Source organism: Nocardioides euryhalodurans (assembly GCF_004564375.1).
In the GTDB taxonomy this organism is placed as follows: domain Bacteria; phylum Actinomycetota; class Actinomycetes; order Propionibacteriales; family Nocardioidaceae; genus Nocardioides; species Nocardioides euryhalodurans.
The window spans coordinates 1,726,671-1,749,385 of the sequence record NZ_CP038267.1 but is presented as its reverse complement, the minus strand read 5'-3'; the positions used below and the strand labels follow the sequence as shown (position 1 = coordinate 1,749,385).

General features: G+C 72.6%; 26 protein-coding genes. 13 read left to right on the top strand and 13 right to left on the bottom strand.

The features are described from left to right. Window positions 1-138: 138 nt before the first annotated feature. Window positions 139-573, top strand: coding sequence for an ATP-binding domain-containing protein (locus EXE57_RS08215; protein ID WP_135076217.1), 435 nt, complete (start codon window positions 139-141; stop codon window positions 571-573). A gap of 192 nt (window positions 574-765) precedes the next feature. Here the strand turns inward: EXE57_RS08215 and EXE57_RS08210 are convergent, their stop codons facing one another. The 4 genes from EXE57_RS08210 to EXE57_RS08195 all read right to left on the bottom strand — a co-directional run bounded on the left by EXE57_RS08210 (window position 766) and on the right by EXE57_RS08195 (window position 4,653). Next, window positions 766-1,185, bottom strand: a complete 420-nt coding sequence (locus EXE57_RS08210; RefSeq protein ID WP_135076214.1) for a hypothetical protein — start codon at window positions 1,183-1,185, stop codon at window positions 766-768. 59 nt (window positions 1,186-1,244) lie between these two features. Further along, entirely contained in the window at window positions 1,245-2,867 is a 1,623-nt protein-coding gene (locus EXE57_RS08205; RefSeq protein WP_135076211.1) for a helix-turn-helix transcriptional regulator, read from the bottom strand. 33 nt (window positions 2,868-2,900) lie between these two features. Then, window positions 2,901-4,001: a flavin-containing monooxygenase gene (locus tag EXE57_RS08200; protein WP_135076208.1), complete on the bottom strand. Its 1,101-nt coding sequence runs from the start codon at window positions 3,999-4,001 to the stop codon at window positions 2,901-2,903. A gap of 100 nt (window positions 4,002-4,101) precedes the next feature. Continuing rightward, on the bottom strand, window positions 4,102-4,653 hold the full coding sequence (locus EXE57_RS08195; RefSeq protein ID WP_135076205.1) for a Uma2 family endonuclease: 552 nt from the start codon (window positions 4,651-4,653) through the stop codon (window positions 4,102-4,104). A gap of 101 nt (window positions 4,654-4,754) precedes the next feature. Here EXE57_RS08195 and EXE57_RS08190 point away from each other — a divergent pair, with 101 nt between their 5' ends. Further along, on the top strand, window positions 4,755-5,618 hold the full coding sequence (locus tag EXE57_RS08190) for a hypothetical protein (RefSeq protein ID WP_135076202.1): 864 nt from the start codon (window positions 4,755-4,757) through the stop codon (window positions 5,616-5,618). An 80-nt stretch (window positions 5,619-5,698) separates the two neighbouring features. Here the strand turns inward: EXE57_RS08190 and EXE57_RS08185 are convergent, their stop codons facing one another. Continuing rightward, window positions 5,699-6,421, bottom strand: a complete 723-nt coding sequence (locus tag EXE57_RS08185) for a hypothetical protein (protein WP_135076199.1) — start codon at window positions 6,419-6,421, stop codon at window positions 5,699-5,701. Between the two features lie 159 nt (window positions 6,422-6,580). Between EXE57_RS08185 and EXE57_RS08180 the strand changes: the two genes are divergently transcribed. From EXE57_RS08180 to EXE57_RS08150, 7 genes are all read left to right on the top strand, one after another. Continuing rightward, the gene (locus tag EXE57_RS08180) at window positions 6,581-7,240 is read left to right on the top strand and encodes a response regulator transcription factor (protein WP_135076196.1); all 660 of its coding nucleotides are present in this window, start codon (window positions 6,581-6,583) and stop codon (window positions 7,238-7,240) included. Continuing rightward, window positions 7,233-9,218, top strand: a complete 1,986-nt coding sequence (locus tag EXE57_RS08175) for a sensor histidine kinase (protein WP_167305855.1) — start codon at window positions 7,233-7,235, stop codon at window positions 9,216-9,218. Before EXE57_RS08180 ends, EXE57_RS08175 begins: the two co-directional genes overlap by 8 nt. 65 nt (window positions 9,219-9,283) lie before the next feature. Further along, a complete protein-coding gene (locus tag EXE57_RS19700) occupies window positions 9,284-10,405 on the top strand; it encodes a hypothetical protein (RefSeq protein ID WP_167305854.1) in 1,122 nt (373 codons plus the stop codon). A gap of 38 nt (window positions 10,406-10,443) precedes the next feature. Beyond that, window positions 10,444-10,710: a type II toxin-antitoxin system VapB family antitoxin gene (locus EXE57_RS08165; RefSeq protein WP_135076190.1), complete on the top strand. Its 267-nt coding sequence runs from the start codon at window positions 10,444-10,446 to the stop codon at window positions 10,708-10,710. Then, window positions 10,707-11,102, top strand: a complete 396-nt coding sequence (locus EXE57_RS08160) for a type II toxin-antitoxin system VapC family toxin (protein ID WP_135076187.1) — start codon at window positions 10,707-10,709, stop codon at window positions 11,100-11,102. The genes EXE57_RS08165 and EXE57_RS08160 overlap by 4 nt, the downstream gene beginning before the upstream one ends. Window positions 11,103-11,164: 62 nt before the next feature. Continuing rightward, on the top strand, window positions 11,165-12,517 hold the full coding sequence (locus EXE57_RS08155) for a TrkH family potassium uptake protein (protein ID WP_244247045.1): 1,353 nt from the start codon (window positions 11,165-11,167) through the stop codon (window positions 12,515-12,517). Further along, entirely contained in the window at window positions 12,510-13,175 is a 666-nt protein-coding gene (locus tag EXE57_RS08150) for a potassium channel family protein (protein WP_208543010.1), read from the top strand. The genes EXE57_RS08155 and EXE57_RS08150 overlap by 8 nt, the downstream gene beginning before the upstream one ends. Window positions 13,176-13,211: 36 nt before the next feature. On the opposite strand, the gene EXE57_RS08145 is transcribed toward EXE57_RS08150, so the two are convergent. Further along, the gene (locus EXE57_RS08145; RefSeq protein WP_167305853.1) at window positions 13,212-13,949 is read right to left on the bottom strand and encodes a glycerophosphodiester phosphodiesterase; all 738 of its coding nucleotides are present in this window, start codon (window positions 13,947-13,949) and stop codon (window positions 13,212-13,214) included. Window positions 13,950-14,047: 98 nt separating this feature from the next. Next, window positions 14,048-14,578: a GNAT family N-acetyltransferase gene (locus EXE57_RS08140; RefSeq protein ID WP_244247078.1), complete on the bottom strand. Its 531-nt coding sequence runs from the start codon at window positions 14,576-14,578 to the stop codon at window positions 14,048-14,050. Between the two features lie 141 nt (window positions 14,579-14,719). Between EXE57_RS08140 and EXE57_RS08135 the strand changes: the two genes are divergently transcribed. The 3 genes from EXE57_RS08135 (at window position 14,720) to EXE57_RS08125 (ending at window position 17,249) form a co-directional block, all read left to right on the top strand. Then, window positions 14,720-15,994 (top strand): HNH endonuclease signature motif containing protein, encoded by a 1,275-nt coding sequence (locus EXE57_RS08135; RefSeq protein ID WP_135076179.1) that lies wholly within the window; start codon window positions 14,720-14,722, stop codon window positions 15,992-15,994. Between the two features lie 195 nt (window positions 15,995-16,189). Then, window positions 16,190-16,981: a hypothetical protein gene (locus EXE57_RS08130; RefSeq protein ID WP_135076176.1), complete on the top strand. Its 792-nt coding sequence runs from the start codon at window positions 16,190-16,192 to the stop codon at window positions 16,979-16,981. 85 nt (window positions 16,982-17,066) lie between these two features. Further along, entirely contained in the window at window positions 17,067-17,249 is a 183-nt protein-coding gene (locus EXE57_RS08125; RefSeq protein ID WP_135076173.1) for a DUF1918 domain-containing protein, read from the top strand. 9 nt (window positions 17,250-17,258) lie between these two features. Here EXE57_RS08125 and EXE57_RS08120 read toward each other — a convergent pair whose 3' ends face one another. The 3 genes from EXE57_RS08120 to EXE57_RS08110 all read right to left on the bottom strand — a co-directional run bounded on the left by EXE57_RS08120 (window position 17,259) and on the right by EXE57_RS08110 (window position 19,278). Further along, on the bottom strand, window positions 17,259-18,248 hold the full coding sequence (locus tag EXE57_RS08120) for a bile acid:sodium symporter family protein (protein WP_135076170.1): 990 nt from the start codon (window positions 18,246-18,248) through the stop codon (window positions 17,259-17,261). 81 nt (window positions 18,249-18,329) lie between these two features. After that, on the bottom strand, window positions 18,330-18,515 hold the full coding sequence (locus EXE57_RS08115; RefSeq protein ID WP_208543009.1) for a hypothetical protein: 186 nt from the start codon (window positions 18,513-18,515) through the stop codon (window positions 18,330-18,332). A 67-nt stretch (window positions 18,516-18,582) separates the two neighbouring features. After that, window positions 18,583-19,278 carry a CPBP family intramembrane glutamic endopeptidase gene (locus tag EXE57_RS08110; RefSeq protein WP_135076167.1) on the bottom strand — a complete coding sequence of 232 codons (696 nt, stop codon included), beginning with the start codon at window positions 19,276-19,278 and terminating at the stop codon, window positions 18,583-18,585. 122 nt (window positions 19,279-19,400) lie between these two features. On the opposite strand from EXE57_RS08110, the gene EXE57_RS08105 reads away from it, so the two are divergent. Next, window positions 19,401-19,970 carry a dihydrofolate reductase family protein gene (locus tag EXE57_RS08105; RefSeq protein WP_135076164.1) on the top strand — a complete coding sequence of 190 codons (570 nt, stop codon included), beginning with the start codon at window positions 19,401-19,403 and terminating at the stop codon, window positions 19,968-19,970. A 6-nt stretch (window positions 19,971-19,976) separates the two neighbouring features. Here EXE57_RS08105 and EXE57_RS08100 read toward each other — a convergent pair whose 3' ends face one another. From EXE57_RS08100 to EXE57_RS08090, 3 genes are all read right to left on the bottom strand, one after another. Continuing rightward, complete coding sequence (locus tag EXE57_RS08100) at window positions 19,977-20,354, bottom strand: DUF7144 family membrane protein (protein WP_244247044.1); 378 nt, start codon at window positions 20,352-20,354, stop codon at window positions 19,977-19,979. A gap of 145 nt (window positions 20,355-20,499) precedes the next feature. Further along, complete coding sequence (locus EXE57_RS08095; protein ID WP_279633193.1) at window positions 20,500-21,501, bottom strand: GTP pyrophosphokinase; 1,002 nt, start codon at window positions 21,499-21,501, stop codon at window positions 20,500-20,502. Between the two features lie 74 nt (window positions 21,502-21,575). Then, window positions 21,576-22,688, bottom strand: a complete 1,113-nt coding sequence (locus EXE57_RS08090) for a glycoside hydrolase family 15 protein (RefSeq protein WP_135076158.1) — start codon at window positions 22,686-22,688, stop codon at window positions 21,576-21,578. Between the last annotated feature and the right edge of the window lie 27 nt (window positions 22,689-22,715).

Genomic DNA, 22,715 nt, shown 5'->3' with positions numbered 1-22,715 from the left:
TCGGACATTGCAAGTTCGGTGTTGACCATCTAGTCCGTAGAGCTTCTGGTCGGCCGATGGACGTGTAGCGACTGGTCCGGTTCCCTCCGGAACACACGGCAGATCCATCAGGCGTTCGGCCCGCTCGCGCCCACCCGGATGACGTCACGCGGTGGGGAGGGCGTCGACGTCCACTTCATCCCCGCCGGGGAGGATCCGGTAGACGTCGCCGACGACGCGATCGAGATCCTGCTCGACGCCGGCTGGTCGCCCGGCAACATCGCGCTGCTCACGACCGGCAAGCGGCACAACGTCCAGGTCGAGCTCGCCGATTCACGGGGCCAGGTCGGCTACTGGCGGACGTACTGGGACGACGACGTCTTCTACGGGCACGTCCTCGGCTGCAAGGGGCTCGAGCGGCCTGCCGTCGTCCTCTGCGTCAACGAGCAAGGGGCCGTCGACCGCTCGCGCGAGAAGCTCTACGTCGGCATGTCCCGCGCGACCGACCAGCTCATCGTCGTGGGTGATCCCGACGTGGTGCGGGAGATCGGCGGGCCGGCGGTGGCCGAACGACTCGGGCTCGGAGGTCGGTGACCGTGGCGAGGCCGACGATCTGCCCGGAGGGCGGCGAGCGGGCAGCGGTTCCGATCGAGTGGGGATGCCGCTGCCCGACGAGATGGAACGGCAGGACGTCGTCCTCGGTGGGTGCGTCCTCCCGGCTGACCCGCCCGAACACGCGTGCCGAGCATGCGGTCACGCGTTCAGGCTCTGAGGTGAGCCGACCGGTCAGGCGCCCTTCGCCAGCCCCTCGTCCATCGGGACCGGCACAAGGTCGACGTCGCACGCCCGGTGGACCACGGCGACGGGGATACCTGTGAGCCGACCGACCTCGTAGAGCGCCGAGGCCCAGGCGCGGTCCACGGCGGTGAGTCCGCCGCTGCCCGGCCGGCTGCGGAGGAACGCCACCTGGCCGCCGGGAGCGAACTCGGCCTGCACGGTCGTGAGCACGTCGGCCAGCCCGGCGAGCTCGGCATCGGTGGGCGCGTCCTCGGCCTCGTCGATCTTCGTCAGCTGCGGGATCGGTCGGTCGCCGGCGTCGATCAGCATCATCCAGACGCTGTGCGAGGCGAAGCCGAGAGGTTCCATCAACGTGCGCCAGGCGGCCTCGAGGTCGGCTTGGGATCGGATCGTCGGTTGGAAGGTCATGCGGCCACCCTGCTCCCGATCGCCGAGTAGCGCGAAAGGTCGTCCACAGGCAGCAGGGCTCAGACCAGCCCGTGCGCGAACGCGTACGCCGTGGCGGCGGTGCGCGAGCCGACGTCGAGCTTGCCGAAGATGTTGGAGAGATGGCGGGCGACAGTCTTCTCGCTGAGCACCAGCTCGGCGGCGATCTGGGCGTTGCTCCGACCAGACGCGACCAGGCGCAGCACCTCCACCTCGCGCGCGGTGAGACCGGCAGGCAGGGCAACCGGCGCCAGCAGCAACGACGCCTCCTCCGCAGCCGGCGCCGCTCCCAGTCGGCGGAAGGTCGACCGCGCTGCTTCGAGCTCACGCCTCGACGACTCGTCGTCCCCGACCGCACGAAGCGCGCGGCCCATCAGCACCTGAGCGCGAGCACGTTCGAAGGGTGACTCGGCCCGCGACCAGAGCTGGTGTGCCTTGCGCAGGTAGGGCAGCGCGCCGGAGGCGTCGCCGGCTGCCAGCTCGACTGCGCCTGACGCCTGGGCGGCCATCGCCTCCAGGGACACGCAGCCGAATGCCGAGGCCAGGGCGGTGAGCTCGACGGCGGCCTCCCGGGCACGTTCGAGGTCACCGGACGCGACCAGGACTTCCACCGCGGCGGGCAGCACCCGGCACCGCTGCACCGGACCGCCCTCGGCCAGCAGCCGGTCGATCGCGCCACGAGCCGCCTCCGTCCGGCCGCGCGAGAGCCACAGCAGCGCCAGGCCGGGCTGCGGGTCGAAGCCGTGGTCGGCGGCGCGCTGATAGGCAGCGTCGGCCTCGTCCGTGTCACCCCGCAGCCGGTGCACGTCGCCCGCCTCGTACGCCGCCAGCCCGGCGGCGTCCGGGGAGCCGACCTCCCGGTAGCGACGGGAGGCCAGCTCCAGCTCGTCGAGGGCGGCGGACCACTCGCCGCGCTGCCGCAGCAGCTGCCCCCGGTGGACCGCGCACTGGCCGGTGAAGGCGAGCAGCCCGGGCTGCGCCGCGCACCAGCGCTCGAGTGCGGAGGTCCACTCCGCCATCCGCGCGAAGTCGCTGATCTCCTGGCAGCCCTCGATCGCCGTGCAGTAGACGTGGCCGGCGATGATCGGCGACGTCTCGCCGGCGACGACGCGGACCATGGACTCGTCGAGCAGCGCGAGGCCGTCCGCGACCCGACCGGCGTAGAGCGCGAGCCGGCCCTGCGAGCACAGGCCCAGCGCGATCAGGTCCGCGTCCCGGTGGCGGCGCCCCACCTCGGTGGCCTCGTCGGCGGCAGCGGCGGCCTCGGCGTACGCGCCGGTCCCGAGGGCGCGGAACATCCGCAGGAACGCGACCCAGCCGCGCTCGGGCACGTCGCCGTCGACCTCCTCGAGGAGGCCCTCGGCACGCGAGGTCCAGCCGGCGGCCAGGGCGGGTTCGCCGTGGGTGGCGGTGGTCATCGACAGTCGGAACGTGCACCGGACCGCGCGGGCGAGGTCGCCGGCCTGCTGCCAGCGGACGAAGGCCTGCTGCAGGGCGCCGACCGCGTCGTCGTGGCGTCCGAGCAGCTCGGCGGCGGTGGCCAGGTCCTCGAGGTCGGCGCTCGTGAGCGCGTCGGCGCCGGCTGCGGACCAGCCCGCGAACGCGGCTTCCCAGTCACCACGGTCGAAGGCGGCGCGTGTCTGCTCGAGCTCGACGACGCCCATCACCGGAACCTCCAGCTGTGAGCGTACGGCGGATCAGGCGGCCGCGGTGACCCCGGCGGACGACCTACGCCGAGCCACGAGCCGGTCGACGACGTAGGCCGCGTCGCGGCCGGCGCCGTTGAGCAGCATCGAGCTGAAGGAGTACTGGAAGCTGAGGCCGCAGAAGAACAGCCCGGGCGCGTCCGCGACCACGCCGCGGGTCTCGCGCGGATAGCCGTCCTCTCCGACGATCGGCAGGTCGATCCAGTCGAAGACCTGCCGGAAGCCGGTCGCCCAGACGACGTTGGCGACCTCGCGGGGCGTCCCGTCCACGACGGGCAGGCCGTCCCGGACCTCCTCGACCCGCGAGGTGACGCGTTCGACGCCGCGGGCGGCGAGGTCCGCACGCTTGACCCGCAGCATCGGGCCGCCGTGGAAGCGGATCTCCGCCATCTCCTTGCGGCCGATCGGCGTCCGCCGGGTGACGACGTGCCGCCACGCGAAGAGCAGCACCGGGAAGATCAGGCGCATCCGCCGTGACTCCAGCGGTGGCGGGATCTGACCGCAGTCGCGGCCGGCCAGGATCGTCGGATGGGTCTCGGCGACCTCGTAGGCGATGTCGGTCCCGGAGTGGCTCGCGCCGACGACCAGCACGGGGCCGTCGTGCAGCTGGCCGGGGCGGCGGTACTCGCTGGAGTGCAGCTGCAGGATCGACGGGTCCAGCCGGCCGGCGACCTCGGGGACGTGGGGCGTGCGGCCGAACGTGCCGGTGGCGACCACGACGTTGTCGCAGCGGTAGCAGCCGCGGTCGGTCGTGACGACGTACTGCTGGCCGTCCCGCTCGAGGCGCCGCACCCGGGTCTCCGGCTGCACCGGCAGGTCGAAGTGACGGGCGTACTCCTCGAGGTAGTCGGCGACCTGGTCCTTGCCGGGGTAGGTCCATTTCTTCGCGGGGAACGGAAGCCCGGGCAGGCTGTCGTACTGGGCGGGAGAGTAGAGCCTGAGCGTGTCCCACTGCCGCCGCCAGGTGTCGCCGACGCGGGAGCTGGCGTCGAGGATCACGAACGGGCGGCCGCGACGCTGCAGGTGCTGACCGGTCGCCAGGCCCGCCTGGCCGGCGCCGATGATGACGGTCTCGATCTCGGTGGTGTCCATGTCCGGGACGCTAGGACCGGTCCGCGGGCCGCCGCGTCGACCGTACGACGCATCTCGTCGCGGCCGTGCGTGGGTGGAAATGCCCACGTCGGGATGCTGGTCAGCGCACGAGCTCGGTCGGCACGACCTCGACGGGGAACGGCTGGGTGGCAGCGAACGCGGCATCGCCCGACACGTGACCCACCTCCCGGTACGCATCCCCGCTCAGTTCCCACGCGGTGAGCTCGAGGGCGTCGGGGTCGACGACCCAGTACGCCGGGCAGCCGGCCACCTCGTAGCGGGCTCGCTTGAGCGACAGGTCGACGTGACGCGTGCTCGGGGAGAGGATCTCGACGGCGAGCAGCACGGCGGGCAGGGACTGCTTCTCGCGGTCGAAGGTCTCTCGGGCGACGACGAGGATGTCGGGCTGGAGGAGGGTGTCGTCGGCGAGGCGTACGTCGGTCGGCGCCGTGAGCACCAGCAGGCCGGTAGGGCAGTGACGATCCAGCAGGTTCGCCAGCCGGGATGACACCAGCTGATGGCGCAGCGAGGGCGCAGGCGTCACGACCAGCGTCCCGTCGATGAGCTCGTAGCGGTGTCCGTCATCGGGCATCGCGGCGAGGTCGGCGGCCGTCAGTGGCCGGCCGCGGGGCAGCGTCGTCACGGTTCCCATGGTGCCTCCCGGAGTTCACGGCGTCCACGGAAGCGCCACCGGCCTTCGGCAGCAAGCGGTTCTCCACAGGTGGAGTAGGCACCCGGTGCGAGGATGGGCGGGTGGAGGAGCCACACAAGCTGCTGCGGCGGCTCAAGCTCGGGCGCGAGGAGTACTGCCAGCGCCTGCTGACCATGCTCGTCCTCGACGCGGACTACCCGCGGTGGAACACGCGCAGCACGCCGTCGCCGGCGGGGCTGAGGTTCCTGCGGGCGCTGGACGCGCTGTCCTTCGGAACCGCCGACCTCCCGGACGACGCGGTCTTCGTCGACGAGCTGGACCTGCCACGGCGGGACGAGGACGAGCCGGGGTGCGCGCCCGACTACGGCGTCCTGACGGCCGGCCGGCTGTGGATCATCGAGCTGAAGACCGAGCGGGGGAGCGACCGGCACGGGCAGGTGGAGAGCTACTTCGAGCTCGGCCGCCACCACCACCCCGAGCGCCGGATCGACCTGACCTACCTGACGCCCGGGATGTCCGCGGTGTCCGCCGGGGCACCGGCGGGCAGTCGCCTCGCCCAGGTCACCTGGGAGCAGGTGATGCCGCTGGTCGACGACGTGTGGGCGGGAGTCACCGGTTCGATCGGCGAGCTGCACGACGCGCTCGCCGAGGCGGTCGCCAGCATCGGGACCTCGTGGACGATGTGGCGCGAGAAGTCCCTCAACGACCTCACCACCAACGCGGCCCGGCTGGCGCGGCTCACGGCCCGCGACGGGCAGCAGCGGGCGCTGGACCACATGGCGGGCTCGCTGGGGGAGCTGCAGCGGCTGCGGCTCGCGGTGAGGGACGAGTTCCGGCGTCCGGGCAGCCCGCTCGGGTCGGTGGAGCCGTGGCTGTGGGACGCGTCGACCTCCGGCGGGACGGCGCTGACGCAGGCGGGCCGGGTGCACGGGTACGAGCTGAGGTTCTCCCGGGTGGAGCGTTGAGCCCGTGTGGGACCGACCGGGTCCGAGCCTGGTGGCCCGGCCGGGTCGGCCCTCCCTCGCGTCGACGCGGCCGTCGCTCGTCACCGAGACCCGGCCGGAAGCGGCGGCAGGTCCCACTCGTCGTCGGGGGTGCGGAGCACGGCGACGGAGCAACACGCGAAGCCGATGCTCATCAGGCCCCAGGCCAGCGCGTCGGCCACGGGTGCGCCGATCACGAAGGCGATGACGTGACCGGGCTGGGAGAGCACGAGCGCGAGCCAGCCGAAGGTCGGGATGCTGCCACGCAGCGCCAAGCCGATGAGGATCGCCCCCACGACGTGCCCGACAACCATCAACAGGGCACTGACCCCGGCCAGCCCTTGGGACCACATGGCGTCGATGAGGGTGGCGGCACCCTCGCGCTGGTCAGCAGGCAGGCCGGCAGCTGCGACGTACATCGTGTCGAGGGCGGGCAGCGCCCAGCCGCCGGTGAACGCCAACACGTTCACGGCCAGCGCGACCGAGGTCAACACCGGGCGTCGACGCCTGGCCAGGCGTGCGGCCGCGAGGAACGCTGGGACGGCCGTGAGCACTCCGATGAAGCCCAGCAGCGCGAAGGTCCGCGCGTCGCCGGGGTCCGCGGCGATCGTGGCGAGTGCGGCCATCGTGTCGCTGTCGTCGGGCATCTGGAAGAGCCGTCCGAGTGCCACAGCGGTGGTCGGGACCACCAGCAGGACGGCGGCGGCAACGCGGTGGAAGGTCCGCAGGTCACGCCGGCGGTGAATCCGCACCGCTGCTGTCGAGGGGTCGAGCTGGGCAGTCATGGGTACCTCCGTTGGGTCGTGGGGCTGGCTGTTCCGCGATCGTGTCGACCCGCAGGCAGGAACGCCTGAGGTACGCGTCCCGAGGGCAGCGGGAGGATTCCCGATCCGTCTGGGTGCTGGCCCCCAGGTCGCAGGGCGGGAAAGACGGATAATCGGTGCATGGCGCCTCAGGAGCGGGCGCGACCGGACATCCGGGTGATCCTGGTCGACGACCACCCCGTCGTACGCCGCGGGCTCGCGGCGCTGCTCGACACGCTCGCCGGCATGGAGGTCGTGGCCGAGGCGGGCGACGGGGACGGAGCGCTGCGGGAGGTGGCTCTGAACCGTCCCGACGTCGTGGTGATGGACCTGAGGATGCCGGGGACCGACGGCGTCGAGGCGACTCGGCGGATCGCGCGCGAGCACCCGTCCGCGGCGGTGCTGGTGCTCACGATGTTCGACGACGACTCTTTGATCGGGGAGGCACTTCGGGCGGGGGCGCGGGGCTACCTGCTCAAGCGGGCCGACCAGGACGAGATCGAGCGGGCCATCCGTGCCGTTGCCGCCGGCCAGGCCATCTTCAGCCGCGAGGTGGCGGGCCGGCTGGTCGGCGCGGTGACCGCGGACCCCGACCCGTTCCCGGGGCTCACGCCCCGGGAGCGTGAGGTCCTCGACCTGATGGCGGGTGGTGCGTCCAACGCGGCGGTCGCCGAACGGCTCGGCGTCGTCGGCAAGACCGTCGGCAACCACGTCTCGTCGATCTTCCTCAAGCTGGGAGTCGCGACCCGGGTGGAGGCGGTCGTGATGGCGCGCGATGCGGGGCTGGGACGCCATGGTTGAGGACCGGGGTCGCCGGCGCACGGCGATCGTCCTGGCGACGCTCGGCGGGATCCTGGTGCTGGTGGTGGTGGCTGCAGTCCTGGCAAGCGGCGCGTCGTGGGGCGCTGTGGTCGACAGCTACACGGTGACGAACTGCGTCCTCGGTGTGGCGTTCCTCGCGTCGGGGGTCCCGCCGACGTGGGCCACCAGGAACCCGGTCGGACCGCTGCTCCTGTGCGCCGGGCTGGCGCACCTGCTCTCCGCAGCTGCCACGGCGATGGCCCTGCTCGGGCTCGCTGCCGACTGGCCGGACACCTGGCTGCAGGTGCTGTCCACCGTCGTGATCGGACCGTGGCAGCTCGGCGTCGGTCTGCTGTTCCCGCTGGCCCTGCTGCTCTTCCCCGACGGGGCCCTTCCCGGTCCCCGCTGGCGCTGGTTGGCGGTGGTGGTGATCGGATGCGGTCTCGCCCAGGCGGTAACCGGGGTGCTCTCGCAGGGGACGCCGTACAGCGTGGACGCCACCCACGACTCTGCCCTCTCGGTGGGCCTCGAGCTGCCCGGGTACGTCGTCACCGCGCTGGGGATCATGACCACGGGGTCCTTCATCGCCGTGGTCGGCAGCCTCGTCCTTCGTTATCGCCGCGGAGACGCCCGCACGCGGCGACAGCTGCTGTGGCCGGTGGCGGCGCTGTTGCTGATCCTGGCGCTCAACGTCCAGCGAGTCGTCACCGGCGACGGACCGGTGCTGTTGCTCCTGGCCGGGGCCCTGGTCCCGGTGGCGATCGCCGTGGCGATCGTGCGTGACGAGCTCTTCGACATAGAGCTGGTGATCTCTCGCGCGCTGCTCTGGGGTCTCAGTGTCGCTGGGGTGGTCGCGGCCTACGTCGTCCTGGTGAGCCTGTTGGCCCGGCTCTTCCCGACAGCGGAGAGCCGCTGGGGACCCGTGGTGGCCGCCCTGGCGGTTGCACTGCTCTTCGCGCCGCTGCACAGGCTCGTGCGGCGTGCGGTCGACCGGGCGTTCTACGGGATGCGGGCCGACCCGGCTGCGGCTGCATGGACCGTGGGCCGCGGGTTCGGCCGTGACCACGGCGTGCCGGTGGTGCTCGAACAGGCCTGCTCCACCCTGCGGCTGCCCGGACTGCTGCTGCTGGACCCGGCCGGTCGGACGCTGGCAGCCGCCGGAGCGGTGGGGGGCGGGCCGACTGCGGAGATCGTCCTGGACCACCGGGAGGGCGCCCTCGGGCGTCTCGTCGTCGCGCTGCGGCCGGGGGAGCGTCGGCTCCATGAAGCCGACCGACGGACCTTGGAGCTGATCGCGATGCCCCTCGCCGTCGCGCTCGTGGCGCTGGCGCTGGAGGAGCAGGTACGACAGGCCCGCGCCGCGACCGTCGAGGCTGCCGAGGCCGAGCGACGGCACCTGAGCCGGGAGCTCCACGACGGGGTCGGCCCCGTGCTGACCAGCGTGGCCTTCCGTGCGGACGCGGCCGCCAACGTCATGCGCACCGAGCCCGAGAGGGCTGCCGAGCTGCTGGCGGAGATCGGGGCCGAGGTGCGGGGCGCCCTCGACGACGTCCGCCGGATCGTCCACGACCTGACCCCGGTGGAGCTCGGGCAGGGCGGTCTGTCCGAGGCGTTGCGTCAGCGGGTCGCCGGCTGGCCACCCGGTGCCGGGACGACGGTGGAGCTGGAGCTCCCCGAGCAGCTCCCCGTGCTCACCCCTGCTGTCGAGCGGGCGGCGTACCGGATCCTCACCGAGGCCCTCACCAACGTCCTGCGCCACTCGGACGGGCGTCGTTGCCGGGTCGCCGTGACCGCGAACGGAGTCCTCGGTCTGAGCGTGGACGACGACGGCCGGCCGCCGTCCTCGTGGACTCCCGGCGTCGGCCTGCGCTCGCTCCGCGACCGTGCCGAGGAGCTGGGCGGCGGCGCCTCCGCGGGACCCTTCGAAGGAGGATGGCTGGTGTCGGCGTGGCTGCCCCTCGACCCCGGTCCGTCCTGAGGCGCCTTCCACAGGTCGACGACACCCTCTGGTGAACCGGGCCCGGCAGGCGTTGGGTGGTCGCCATGCCGAAGTCACGCAACCGCCGCACGGGGCGCTCGCGGAAGCAGTCGTCGCGCTGGAGCGACCCGGACCTCGCGCCGCACCTGACGTACGTCCGTCGCCAGCTGGCGGTGAACGCTCGGGAGCAGGCGGGCGACGCGGCCGGTGCGCTCGCGCTGATGGAGCAGCAGCCGTACGACCTCGACGGCGGCCCCTACTGGGCATGGTGGCGGGTGGAACGGTTGCTCCAGATCGCGTCGCTTCCCGACGTGCTTCCCGGCTGGGCGATGTCGCGCTGGATCCTCGCGCAGGCGTTGGCCCACCTCGACGAGCCGGGGCGCCGCATCACCACCAGGGCGATGCGGCTCGCCTGCCAGGTGAGCGGACAGCCTGATGTCACCGGGGGGCGCGGTCGGGAGGACCGAGAGGCCTTCTGTCGGATCCTGGACCACGACTGGGCCTACCGGCAGGCGTTCCTCTACGAGTACGGCGGCCTGCGGCACTTCCTGGCGGGCGGGTTCGCCCCGGTGCTGGCCCGCCATGCCGACTCGATCGAGGAGTGGGTGGGGACGCCGATGGGGGCGTACCGGCTGGTCGATGTCGAGCCACGAGCGATCACGTGGCGCGATCTGGGGGCCGATCGTGAGGTCGCGACCCTCAACCTGGGTGCCGCCGCGGAGCTCTCGCCGGGCGACTGCGTTCTCGGACGGCTGGTGCCGGTCGAGCAGGGACGGATGTTCGAGTGCGCGCCGCTCGCGGTGGACGAGCCCGTGGCCCTCGCGGTCGCGGACCAACCTGCGGCGTGGGCGACGGCGCTGCAGTGGGCGAGTGCGCCGACGATCCGCGACGGCTTCGCCCTGCTCACCGACGTACCGGATCCCCTGTGGCGGGAGCTGGCTCGGCAGCACGACGGCCCCGCCGGGTTGGTGCTCGCTGCCATGGCGGGCCGGGTCGACGACGCGACCGTGCGCGACCTGTGGCCGTGCGTCGCGGCCGCGGCAGTCGCGCCGGGCGCGTGGCCGCTGGTCGCGGGCTGCCTCGATCCCCGGCATGCCGCGGCGCTCGCCTCGCTCGGCCAGAAGCTGGCCGGGCCCGCGGGGGAGCTGTGCTGGCGCACGGCGCGGGTGCTGCGCGAGTCGGCGTGAGGAACCATGACACCAGTAGCCGTGGGTACCATGGTTCCATGGCGTTCACCGTGAAGAGCGAACGGGTGCAGCAGCTCGCCCGGGAGGCAGCCAGGGTGACGGGGAAGTCCCAGGTGGGAGCGATCGAGGAGGCGCTGGAGCGGCTGCTCCGCGAGTACGGAGCAGACCCCCAGGCGGCCCGGACGGCGAGCACGATCGCCGCGGTGCGCCGGCTCGTCGAGGCGTACGGCGCAGACGCGGGCGACCCTGACAGGGAGATCAGGGCCGTGGACGACCTCTACGACGAGCAGGGCCTGCCGCGGTGATCATCGACTCCTCGGCGCTGATGGCGATCGTCGACGACGAGCCGGACGGGGCCCGGCTGCTGGCCATGGCCGCGGGTGCTGACTGCAAGATGTCGGTGGCGACCAAGCTCGAGGTCTCCATCGTCGCGGACGCCCGATCTCGCGCCCACGGGGTGCGTCTCGACCAGGTCGTCGAGGCGCTCGCCATCGAGCTCGTTCCGGTCTCGGTTCGCCAGGGCGAGGTCGCCCGTGGCGCCTACCGCCGTTACGGGCGGGGGTCGGGCTCGGCAGCGCGGCTGAACTTCGGCGACTGCTTCGCCTACGCACTCTCGGTGACCAGCGGCGAGCCGCTGCTGTTCACGGGCGAGGACTTCACGCACACCGACGTCACGGTGGCAGTCCCGCCGGGGTGAGGGTGACTCGCGGGCGGGCGTAGCGTTGCCCCGCTCGGTGGCGTCGAGGACGAGGAGTGCGCGTGGCGAGTCGGGTCGGCGGTCGGCAGCGCCTCTTCAGGCACCCCGCCCAGACCATCGTGGCCGGCTTCGCGGGCGCGATCCTGCTCGGGACCGCCCTGCTGATGCTGCCCTTCGCCAGCGAGGGTCCGGGCAGCACCGACGTCGTCACGGCGTTGTTCACCTCGACCAGCGCGGTCTGCGTGACCGGGCTCGTGGTGGTCGACACGGCCAGCCACTGGACGACGTTCGGCGAGGTGGTCATCCTCGGCCTGATCCAGCTGGGCGGCATCGGGATCATGACGTTCGCCTCGGTGGTCGGGCTGCTGATCAGCCGACGGATGGGGTTGCGTACCCGGCTCAGCGCCGCCGCCGAGACCAAGGCCGTGGGGCTGGCGGACCTTCGCCGCGTCGTCACCGGGGTCGTCACGGTCAGCCTGCTCGTGGAGGCACTCGTCGCCGTGGTGCTGTTCCTGCGCTTCTGGCTCGGCTACGACGAGCCGGTGGGGCGGGCGGCGTACCTCGGGGTCTTCCACTCGGTCTCGGCGTTCAACAACGCCGGCTTCGCGCTGTACGCCGACAGCCTGGTCCGGTTCGTCACCGACCCCTGGGTCTGCGTGCCGATCGCGCTCGCGGTGATCTTCGGTGGTCTGGGCTTCCCCGTCTGGTTCGAGCTGCGGCGCGAGATCGGCCGACCCCGCGCGTGGAGCATGCACACCAAGATGACCGTCAGCGTCACGGCCGTGCTGCTGGTGGCCGGCACGGTCTTCGTGACCGCGAGCGAGTGGTCCAACCCCGACACCCTCGGGGCGATGTCGGCCCCGGGTCGGATCTTCGCCGGCTTCTTCCACGCCGTGATGCCGCGCACGGCCGGCTTCAACAGCCTCGACGTCGGCGCGATGAACGACTCGACCCTCCTCGGCACGATCGTGCTGATGTTCATCGGCGGCGGCTCGGCCGGCACCGCCGGTGGCATCAAGGTGACGACGTTCATCCTGCTCTTCTTCGTCATCTACGCCGAGGTGCGCGGCGAGGAGCGCGTCAACGCCTTCGACCGACAGGTCGACGACCGGGTGATCCGGCAGGCGCTGACCGTGGCACTGCTGTCCGTGGGCGCGGTCGTCGGGGCGACCCTGCTGCTGATGTCCCTCACCGGGCTGCCGATGGGACCGGTGCTGTTCGAGGCGACCTCCGCGTTCGCCACGGTGGGTCTCTCGACGGGCATCACCTTCGACCTGCCGACCTCGGCCGAGCTGGTGCTGGTCGGACTGATGTTCCTGGGACGCCTCGGTCCCATCACACTGGTGTCGGCGCTCGCGCTGCGCGAGCGCCACCGGCACTACGAGCTACCGGAAGGACGGCCGATCATTGGCTAGGTCACGCAGGGAGAGCGGTGTCGCCGTCATCGGGCTCGGGCGCTTCGGCAAGTCGCTCGCCCTCGAGCTCGAGGCCACCGGCACCGAGGTCCTCGGCATCGACGCGGACCGCCGCGTCGTGGAGTCGCTGTCGGGGCGGCTCACGCACGTCGTCGTCGCGGACTCCACCGACGAGGAGGCGATGCGGCAGCTGGCCGTCGGTGAGATCGACCGCGTCGTGATCGGCGTCGGCACCGACCTCGAGGCGAGCATCCTCAGTGCCTCGGTGGCGCTGGGCCTGGGCGTCCGGGACGTGTGGGCCAAGGCCATCAGCAAGGCCCATGCCCGGATCCTGACCCAGATCGGCGTCCACCACGTCGTCCGTCCCGAGCACGACATGGGCAAGCGGGTGGCCCACCTCGTACGAGGACGGATGCTCGACTACATCGAGATCGACGAGGACTACGCCTTCGTCAAGACCAGCCCGCCGTCCAGCCTCTGGGGGAAGCCGCTGGGCGACACCGGCATCCGCACCCAGCTCGGTGTCACCGTCGTCGGCGTCAAGCGCGCCGGCGCGGAGTTCACCTACGCCACGGCTGACACGGTGCTCGAGCAGGGCGACCTCGTCGTGGTCTCGGGCACCGCCCAGGCCGTGGAGCGGTTCAGCGAGCTGTCCTGAGCAGTGCTGAGTCACCGCGACTCAGCGGCGGCTCGGTCAGAGCGCCGGCACCAGCCGGTCGGCGAGCGCGCGGGTCACGGCGTCGGGTCGGTTGGAGATGACACCGTCGACGCGTAGGTCGAGGGCGCGACGGATGTCGGGGTCGCGGTCGACCGTCCAGACGAAGGACGACATCCCGGCGTCGTGGACCGCGTCGACGTACTCCGCCGTGGCGCGGCGGTGGCGGGGGTTGACGTACGCCGCCCACCTCGACAGCGCCCGCAGCCGGCGGACCGGCGGGTGGCCGAGCAGGCCGACCCGTCGGCCGGTGCCGAGCCGGGCGAAGTCGCGCATCACGTCGTGGTCGAACGACTGCACGACGACCCGGCCCTCGTGGTCGTGGAGGGCGCGGGCGACGTCGGCAGTGATGCCGGGGTAGCGGGCCGGGTGCTTCACCTCGAGCAGCAGGCCGGTGCCGGTGCCGCCGAGCACGTCGAGGGCCTGCTCGAGCGTGGGGATCCGCTCGCCGGCGTACACCGGGGAGAACCAGGAGCCGGCGTCGAGCCGCTGCAGGTCGCGGTAGGTGACGTCGGAGATCCTGCGGTTGCGACCGGTGGTGCGGCCGAGCTCGGCGTCGTGGGCGAGCACGAGGACCCCGTCCCGGGTGCGCTGGACGTCGACCTCGGCGAGGTCGCAGCCCAGCTCGACGGCGGTGCGGAGCGAGGAGAGGGTGTTCTCGGGAGCGTAGGCGCTGGCGCCACGGTGGGCGATGGTGAGGACCTGGGAGGTGGTCACGACCACGAGGCTGCGGGAGCCTCGTGGCCGTGACGTGACGGGCGGGTGGACGGCTCAGGAACGCTGGCGGAGGAACTGCTCCCACCCGGCCAGGTCGCTCAGAGCCTGTCGAACGGCGCTGCGTAGTGGAACCTGCCGGCCTCGCCGTCGTAGCTGGTCAGGGTCCGGACCTGGAAGTAGTCGCCCCAGGACGCGTCCGGCGCGACCACCCCGGCCGACTGTGCGGGCACGAAGCCGAACCGGCGGTAGTAGGCGGGGTCGCCGAGCAGCGCCACGAGCGGCTCGCCGAGCGCGTCCGCGGCGCCGAGGACGGCGTGCATCAGCGCCGTGCCGACGCCGGCTCCTTGTCGGCGTGGGTGGACGCTCAGCGGCCCGAGACCCAGGGCCGGACGGTCATCGACGCGAGCCCGGGTGGCGACGACGTGACCGACCACGCTGCCGTCCTCGACCGCGACCAGCGACAGCTCGGGGACCCAGCCTGGGTCCTCCCGCAGCCACGACACCAGCGTCGCCTCGCCGGGGTCGCCACCGGGTTCCACCGGCGGCGCGCTGTGCTCGGCGCCGCGGAACGCGGCGGCCGTGACGGCGCGGATCGGCTCGAGGTCATCGGGGAGCTCGCGTCGGATCATCACCCGGGAACCGTCGTGCGCCGGGCTGCGCGCGGTCAACGTCTTTCGCCACTTTCCGTCGACAGGAGGACTCCGGGCAGCGTTCTCCACAGGTTCGAACGCGTGCTCGAAACTGCGTCGCGATCGGCCTAGCGTGAGGGCATGAGTCAGGCAGCCGTTCCGCTCCCGCACCCGCTCCAGCGGTGTGCCTCGCGCATCACGGCTGCCATCGACGAGATCGGCGGGAGCTCGCCACTCCTCCTCACCACCGAGGCCAAGCAGGAGGTGCTCGTCGACCTGTCCCGCAGCATCGCCCGCCTCGAGGCGGTCCGGCTGTCGGTGCTGGCAGCGGCGGGCGACGTCGCCGACGAAGCGGCGGCCCGGTCGGCCGGGGCGTGGCTGGGAGTACGAGCCCGCCTCCACGGTCTGGAGGGCCGCCGGCTGCAGCAGCTGGCCGAGGCGCTCGCCGAGCGGTACGCCGTGGTCGGCTCGGCGTTGCTGGCCGGCGACGTGTCACGGCCGCAGGCGGAGGTGATCGTGGCCGCTCTCGACGACCTGCCCGGCGAGGTGGACCGGTCAGTGCGTACGGAGGCGGAGCGCCACCTGGCCGCGAGCGCCGCCGATTTCGGTCCGCGGGACCTCCGTGTGCTCGGGCGGCGGGTCCTCGACGTGGTGGCGCCCGAGGTGGCCGAGGAGCACGAGCGTCGCGCTCTCGGCCGTGAGGAGCAGCGAGCCCAGCGCCGGATGCGGCTGACCACCCGGCTGCTGGGCGGAGGCCTGACCCGGGTGGTCGCCGACCTGCCCACCCTCCACGCCGACCTGCTGCTCACGCAGCTCCATGCTTTCGCGTCGCCGCGCCGCGACCACCTCGACGGAGCGGGTTCCGGGGGAGCCCGCCGTGACCCCGACACCGGCGAGCGGATCCCTGCGAGTCAGCTGCTGGCACAAGCGTTCTGCAGCCTGCTGGAACGACTCCCGACCGGGGTCGTACCGGACCACGGTGGTGGCGCCGCGACCCTGGTGGTCACCATCGACCATGACAAGCTGGCCGAGGACCTCGGCGTTGCCCGGCTCTCCACCGGACACGCGATCAGCGTTGGCGAGGCGCGTCGTCTGGCCTGCACCGCGGGGATCCTGCCGATGGTGCTGGGTGGCGCGTCGCATCCGCTCGACGTGTGCCGCAAGCGACGCTTCCACACCCCGGCGATGCGCCGGGCCCTTGCCGTCCGCGACCGCGAGTGCCGGGCGCTCGGCTGCGACATCCCTGCAGCCTGGTGCGAGGCGCACCACGCGATCCCGTGGGCCGAGGCGCGGGGGCCGACCAGCGTCGAGGACGGGCTGTTGCTGTGCTCGTTCCACCACCACCGAGCCCACGACAAGCGGTACGACCTGAGGCGAATGACGAACGGGGACGTGCGGTTCGCCCGGCGACGGTAGGCCGCCCCGCAGGGGCGCGCCACTGCCAGGACCGTCGAACGCCAGCTTCGACTCCCGGGTCGCCGGTCGCGACACCAACGCATGGGGAGAAGTCAGTGACGGCGGGCAGCACGAACGTCCTCGCCCACAGGCGCTCGGGCAAGCGTCACCAGCCAATGGCGACACCATTGACCGGCCAAGGCATCCTTGGAGTCGATGACCGACGACACCGACAGCCGCCAGCCCAGGCTCGACATCGACTGGGTCCGCACGGTCGCGGCCGCGCTGGCGGCCGTCTCGTCCGCGGTCCTGCTCTCGACGCTCGGCGCCGTCGGCACGATCATCGGCGCGGCGGTCGGGAGCATCGTCGCCAGCGTGGGGACCGCCCTCTACGCCCAGGGGCTGGACCGGAGTCGGCGTACGGTCGCGAAGGCCCAGGAGTCGGCGGCAGGGCGGATCGGCGCCGCGCAGAGCGAGGTGCGTCGGGCGCAGCGTCGCGGCACGAACAGCCCGACCGCGAAGGCCGACCTGCTGCACGCCCAGCAGGAGCTGGACGCCGCCCGCGAGGAGCTGGCCGAGGCGGCCGATCCCGACAGCGAGCCGCCGAAGCCCGGGTGGAGGGAGCGGCTCGCCGGCCTGCCGTGGAAGCGGATCGCGGTGTTCGCCGCGGGCGTCTTCCTGATCGTGATCGCGACGCTCACCGTCTTCGAGCTCCTCAGCGGCCGCAGCGTCTCCTCCTTCACCGGCGACGACGACCGACGCACGACCATCATCGGCGGGCGCGACGACAGCGGACAGCGCGACGACCAGCAGCCGCAGGACCCCGACCAGCAGCAGCCGACCGACGGCTCGACGCCGGCCGACGAGCCGTCCCAGGAGCCGACCAGCGATCCTTCGGAGTCCACGACCCCCTTCGACGGGTCGAGCGAGACGCCGACGCCCACTCCCACCGAGACCGCGGTGCCGACGGAGTCGCCCGCGCCGGCCTCGCCCGCGCCGACGGAGTAGGCCACACCCAGGACCGGATCAGTCGGCGCCAGACATTGCCCGGCCACCTCCACAGGAGCATCGTGGTCAGGAGGAGGTGGGGGACATGCATGCAGCAGCAGGCGACCACCTGGTCGTCGAGAGCAACAAGGTGGACGCGCCGCGTCGGGAGGGCGAGATCCTGGAGGTGAAGGGGGCCGACGGCGCCCCGCCGTACGTCGTGCGGTGGAGCGACGGCCACGAGGGGCTGACCTTCCCCGGGGCCGACGCGCACGTCGTCAGCGGCTGATCGCCGGCTTCACCGGTCCGCCGGCACCGGCGCCCGGACGACGTCGTCCTCGACCGGCCGACGACGGAGGTAGGCGGCGAGCAGGGCGCCGGACACGTTGTGCCAGACCGAGAACACGGCGCCGGGGAGGGCAGCGAGCGGGCTGAAGTACTGCGCGGCCAGCCCGGCGGCGAGGCCGGAGTTCTGCATGCCGACCTCGACCGCCATCGTGCGGCGGACGCGTTCGGGCTGGCCGGTGACGCGGCCGAAGCCGAAGCCGAGGGCGTAGCCCAGCGTGTTGTGCAGGACGACGGCAGCGAGGACGAGCAGGCCGGCGTCGCCGATCGCGTCCGCGCTGCCGGCGACGACCGCGACCACGACCAGCGTGATCGCCACGACCGAGACCCACGGCAGCACGGGCAGGGCGCGCGTGACGAGCGAGGGGGCCAGCGTCCGGACGAGCAGGCCGAGCGCCACCGGGACCAGCACGACCTGCAGGATCGAGACCGCCATGCCGAGACCGTCGACGGGGAGGTACTGGCCGGCGAGCCACAGCGTCAGCAGCGGCGTCAGGACCGGGGCGAGCAGCGTCGACACCGACGTCATGGTCACCGACAGGGCGGTGTCGCCCTTGGCGAGGTAGGTGACGACGTTGGAGGCGGTGCCACCGGGGGCGCAGCCGACCAGGATCACGCCGGCGGCGAGGTCGGGCGGCAGCTGCAGCGCGACCGAGACCCCCAGCCCGAGCAGCGGCATGACGGCGTACTGCGCGACGACCCCGAGCACGACCGGGACCGGGCGGGTCACCACGAGCTTGAAGTCGGGCACCGTCAGCGTGAGCCCCATCCCGAACATGATGACGCCGAGCAGCGGCGTGACGACCTCGCCCAGGGGAGCGAAGGTGTCGGGGGCGGCGAAGCCGATCGCCGCGCCGGCGAGGATCAGGAGGGGGAAGAGGGTCACCGCGACGCGGGCGCTGCGGTCCTCGGCGGTCTGGCTGGTGTCGTCCCGAGTGGTCACCGGGTCATGCTGCCCACGGAGGGCCACGGCAGGGCGCAGACGTCCGGCACCCGAGATCGCCCAGGGCGTCGACCCGGCGGGTCAGCTCAGGGCCGCGAAGGCCTCGTACACCATGTAGGCCGGCCAGAAGAAGCCCTGGAAGATCGCGTAGAGGTACTCCCAGAACGCGTCGGCCTGCTGCCAGAAGAAGACCCAGGCGCCGAACATCCCGAGCCCGTAGATGGCGCCGCCACCAGCGGCCCCGGCGTTGCTGTTGGCCATCGTCATCACCCCCTTCCCTCCCACGACGGTCCCAGCGCGGCGCCGTCCCGGACAGGGCACTTGGTCCCGAGGGTCACCAGAGCGCGTGGACCGGACCGACCAGGAAGAACGTCACGAAGCCCAGCGTGTTGTTGAAGCCGTGGGCGAGCACCGGCGCCCAGAGGGTGCCGTGGTGGAGCCGCAGCCAGGCGAAGGCCAGCCCGTCCAGGCTCACGACCAGCACGCCGATCGCGCCCTGCTCGCTGTGGGCGACACCGAACAGCACCGACGTGGCGACCACGGCGACGGCCACGGCGAGACGGCCCGAGCCGAGGACCTGGCTCATCCGGGTCAACAGGAAGCCGCGGTACGCCAGCTCCTCGCCGAGGGCGGCCAGCGTCCAGCTCAGCACGAGCAGCGTGACCAGCATGCCGAGGTCACCCTCCAGGCCCGCAAAGGCGCTGAGGTCCTGCCGGGTCCCCGACACGTGGTTGGCGACCGGCATCGTCACGCCGAGCTGGAAGAGGGACCACGCGGCCGCGAAGGCCAGCATCTTCGGGACCAGCGAGAGCGGGGCGCGTCGCAGCCCAAGACTGGCCGGCCCCTCCCGACGCAGGGCCAGTGACAAGCCGGCCAGGAGCAGCAGCACCAGCGTCGGGAGGGCGAGGTCGGCGATGACGGCGGCCGTGCCGAGGGCGACCTCGACCCCCGCGACGACGAGCCAGGCGCGCGGCGTACGGCGCCCGTCGTGCTCGACCCGCGTGTCGGGTGCCGACGTGTCCATCGTCATCACCACCTGCTGCCAGCCCATCAGCACGAGCAACCGGGCGGCAGGGGCGTTGGTCCCCGCCGGGGTGGGTCGGGCGACCCGCTACGGTGTCCGTCCCCTCGGAGACGGACGGAGAGCAGGACGTGCGGGACCTGACCTACTTCATCGGCACCAGCATCGACGGCTTCATCGCCGACGACGACGGCCGCTTCGACTTCTTCCCCTTCGAGGAGGACGTCGCCGCCGCCATCGTGGCCGACCACCCCGAGACGCTGCCCGTGCACGCGCGGCGCGCCCTGGGGATCGAGGACGTCCCCAACGAGGTCTTCGACGCGGTCGTCATGGGCCGGGCGACCTACGAGCCGGCCCTGCAGGCGGGCCTGACCAGCCCGTACCCCCACCTGCGCCAGGTCGTCTTCTCCCGGACGCTCGAGCAGGGCGACCCGGAGGTGGAGATCGTCTCGGGGGACCCGGTCGCTCACGTGCGGGCGCTCAAGCGCGAGGACGGGCTCGGGGTCTGGCTCTGCGGCGGTGCCGAGCTCGCCGGCCAGCTCGTCGACGAGATCGACCGGCTGGTGGTGAAGCGGTACCCGATCATCCTGGGCGCGGGGATCCCGATGTTCCGTGGGCCGTTCGCGCTGCGCGAGCTCGCGCTGAACGGGACCCGGACCTTCGAGTCCGGCGCGACGTTCTCGACGTACGCGCGGCGCTGAGGCCGCTCAGACCGCCTCGTCCTCGGAGATCTGGGAGAACAACGCCCAGATCACGAGCGCGTTGAAGCCGATGATGACCAGCGACCAGGTCGGCGACTGCGGCAGGAACGCGAAGTTGGTGAGGATGCCGAGCACGGCCAGGAAGATGCCGAGCAGCCGCCCGATCGTGGAGCCGGCGACGATCGCGAAGCCGATCGCCCCGGCGAGCACGCCGATCACCATGTGGGTCCAGCCCCAGGTGGTGAGGTCGAGCTCGTAGGCGTAGGCACGCCCGCTCACGTAGAGCTCGTCGCCGAGCACGGCGGTTAGTCCCGCGAGGATCTGCATCAGCCCCACCGTGATGAGCATGACGCCGGCGAACCCGGCGACGCCCGTGGAGACCATGGACCTGGTGGACTGTCTGCCAGTCCCGCTCCCCGGCATGCTGGACATCGCGCCTCCCTCGAGGTCGGACGAGGGCGCGGTGCCCTCGCTCCGACGCTAGGCCGCGCACACGTCCCGCGACCTCACCCGGAACGGACGACCCGGCTCAGGCCTCGGCCTCGAGCTTCTCCAGGCGTGCGGTGAGCTGGGGGACCCGGTGGGAGTTGCCGGTGAGGTCGACGTACTGGCGGCCGAAGATGGCCAGCAGCGCGTCGTCGAGCCGGCGTACGGCGCCCGCGGGGTAGCGGTAGCCCATCCGCCGGATGATCGCGTCGGGGTCGACGGAGGTGAGCAGGCCCTCGAGCTCGTCGAGCGAGGTGATGCCGAGCTCGAGCAGCAGCCCGGAGATCCAGCCGTAGTGGTCGGTGTGCGACCAGCCCGCGTCGGAGTACTGGCCGGCGAGGAAGGCGGCCAGCTCCTGGCCGCTGATGCGCGGGTCGGCGGGGTCGGCGTCGGGGGAGGCCGGGGGAGCGCTGCCCTGGAGCACCGAGCGGATCGCCGAGAACTCCTGGTCGGCGAGCTCGAGCAGGCCGGCGGCGAGGGTGAAGCGGCGGTCGAGGTCGGAGGCGTGCTCGGCGGGCACCGTCCCTTTGTAGCGGATGTCGTGCTCGAACTCCGCCCACGCGTGCTGCAGCACGGTCCGCACCTGGATGCTCGCGCGGTGGTCGACGAGGTCGTCGTAGGACTCCGGGGCAGGGTCGCCGACCGCGACCAGCAGGTGGCGGCTGGAGTAGCCGAACCTGCCCTGGCTGGCCGTCTCCTCGCCCATGTCGCGGTCGTCGAGCAGCCGCAGCTGGTCGTCGAAGACGTCGACGACCGCGTCGACGTCGCTGTGGACGTAGGTGATGACGCGGACGCCGATCTGGTCGGTGATCTCGGTCGAGGGGTCGGTGTAGAGGGGGCGTCCCTCCACCGAGCGTGCGGCCTTCGCCGCGAAGGACGCCACGCTCTTGGTCCGTCCCTCGACGGTCAGGTAGTTGATCCCGGCCTCGTCGAGCAGCGCGGTCACGAGCGCGACGAACCGCCGGGTGGGCTCGCGCAGGCTCGGCTGCACCGCGGCGTACGCCCGCACGGCCTCGCGGACGGGGGCGTCACGGGTCTCGGTCACGGGTCCACCCTGCCCCATCGTGCCCACACGTGCCGCCCGGTCCCCCCCGTTGTGATCCGGTCGCGAGCCGCCGGTCAGCCCGTCAGGGTCGCGGCAGCGAGGAACATCCCGTGCGACCACAGCAGCGGGTGGGCGGGCGGTCCCCAGCGCTCGAGCCACTCGTCGAGCACCTCGGGTGCGAGGAGCGGGGCGACCTGCTCGGGCAGCAGCCGGTCGTCGTCGGCGGTCGTGGTGACCCAGTCGAGGAGCTCGGCGGCGCGGTCCGGTGAGCCGGTGCGTGCGTGGTGCACGGCGAGCAACGAGGCGAGCACCGGCCACTGGCCGCCGCCGTAGAACGTGTCCGCCTCGTAGCGGTGGACCCCGCCGTCGACGAGGCGCGCCTCGACCTCCGCGACGGTGGCGGTGACGAGCGGGTCGTCGAGCGGGAGCGCGTCGTAGAGCGCGGCGACCGAGAGCAGCGAGGCGTCGACGTCCTCGCCGTCGAGCCACTTCACGAGGTGGCCGTCGCGGGTGCCGCGGGTCCGGACCAGGTCGACGCAGGCGTCGGCGACCTCGACCGCACGCAGCACCAGCTCGCGGGGGAGCGGTGCGATCCGGACGGCGGCGAGCAGCCCGGCCGAGACCCCGGCGAGGGTGGCGACGTGGGTGCGGTCGCGGTTCTCCTCCCACCAGTCGCGGCAGGTGTCGGTCCCGGTCGCGACCAGATAGCGGACGGCTGTCTCGATCGCGTCGACGTACGGCGCCACGTCGCCGCCGGCGATCCGGCCGAGGTGCCGCTCGAGCGCCCACAGCCAGGTGCCGTAGCCGTCGACCTGGAAGTTCCACCAGTCGTCGAGCTGGCGGGTTCCGTCGAGGTTGTAACGGGCCGGGAGGTAGTCCGCGTCCGCGGGCTGCTCGCCGGCTTCCAGCATCGTCAGGACCTTTGCCACGGCTGGCTTCTCGCGATCGAGGACACCCGCGCACCACGCGTGGAAGCGGTCCGCCTCGGCGTGCAGCCCGGCCGCGGAGGCACCGTCGGCGATGAAGGAGCCGTCGCGGAACCAGGAGAACTGGTAGGGCGCGAAGTGCGGCGAGGCGGGCCAGCCGCCGCCGGCGTCCTGGTGCTCACGGAGCAGGTCGGCGGAGCGCCGCGCCAGGGGCTGCCAGCGCTCGGGAAGGAGGGTGAGGGGGTTGACACCAGTTGTCATGTCCGGCAGGTTAACGCGATGTAACCG

Coding starts and splice junctions, on each gene's coding strand:
- EXE57_RS08215 (WP_135076217.1), top strand. CDS start 139: ATGACGTCACGCGGTGGGGAGGGCGTCGACGTCCACTTCATCCCCGCC.
- EXE57_RS08210 (WP_135076214.1), bottom strand. CDS start 1,185: ATGACCTTCCAACCGACGATCCGATCCCAAGCCGACCTCGAGGCCGCC.
- EXE57_RS08205 (WP_135076211.1), bottom strand. CDS start 2,867: ATGGGCGTCGTCGAGCTCGAGCAGACACGCGCCGCCTTCGACCGTGGT.
- EXE57_RS08200 (WP_135076208.1), bottom strand. CDS start 4,001: ATGGACACCACCGAGATCGAGACCGTCATCATCGGCGCCGGCCAGGCG.
- EXE57_RS08195 (WP_135076205.1), bottom strand. CDS start 4,653: ATGGGAACCGTGACGACGCTGCCCCGCGGCCGGCCACTGACGGCCGCC.
- EXE57_RS08185 (WP_135076199.1), bottom strand. CDS start 6,421: ATGACTGCCCAGCTCGACCCCTCGACAGCAGCGGTGCGGATTCACCGC.
- EXE57_RS08180 (WP_135076196.1), top strand. CDS start 6,581: ATGGCGCCTCAGGAGCGGGCGCGACCGGACATCCGGGTGATCCTGGTC.
- EXE57_RS08175 (WP_167305855.1), top strand. CDS start 7,233: ATGGTTGAGGACCGGGGTCGCCGGCGCACGGCGATCGTCCTGGCGACG.
- EXE57_RS19700 (WP_167305854.1), top strand. CDS start 9,284: ATGCCGAAGTCACGCAACCGCCGCACGGGGCGCTCGCGGAAGCAGTCG.
- EXE57_RS08165 (WP_135076190.1), top strand. CDS start 10,444: ATGGCGTTCACCGTGAAGAGCGAACGGGTGCAGCAGCTCGCCCGGGAG.
- EXE57_RS08140 (WP_244247078.1), bottom strand. CDS start 14,578: ATGATCCGACGCGAGCTCCCCGATGACCTCGAGCCGATCCGCGCCGTC.
- EXE57_RS08135 (WP_135076179.1), top strand. CDS start 14,720: ATGAGTCAGGCAGCCGTTCCGCTCCCGCACCCGCTCCAGCGGTGTGCC.
- EXE57_RS08130 (WP_135076176.1), top strand. CDS start 16,190: ATGACCGACGACACCGACAGCCGCCAGCCCAGGCTCGACATCGACTGG.
- EXE57_RS08125 (WP_135076173.1), top strand. CDS start 17,067: ATGCATGCAGCAGCAGGCGACCACCTGGTCGTCGAGAGCAACAAGGTG.
- EXE57_RS08115 (WP_208543009.1), bottom strand. CDS start 18,515: ATGACGATGGCCAACAGCAACGCCGGGGCCGCTGGTGGCGGCGCCATC.
- EXE57_RS08110 (WP_135076167.1), bottom strand. CDS start 19,278: ATGACGATGGACACGTCGGCACCCGACACGCGGGTCGAGCACGACGGG.
- EXE57_RS08100 (WP_244247044.1), bottom strand. CDS start 20,354: ATGGTCTCCACGGGCGTCGCCGGGTTCGCCGGCGTCATGCTCATCACG.
- EXE57_RS08090 (WP_135076158.1), bottom strand. CDS start 22,688: ATGACAACTGGTGTCAACCCCCTCACCCTCCTTCCCGAGCGCTGGCAG.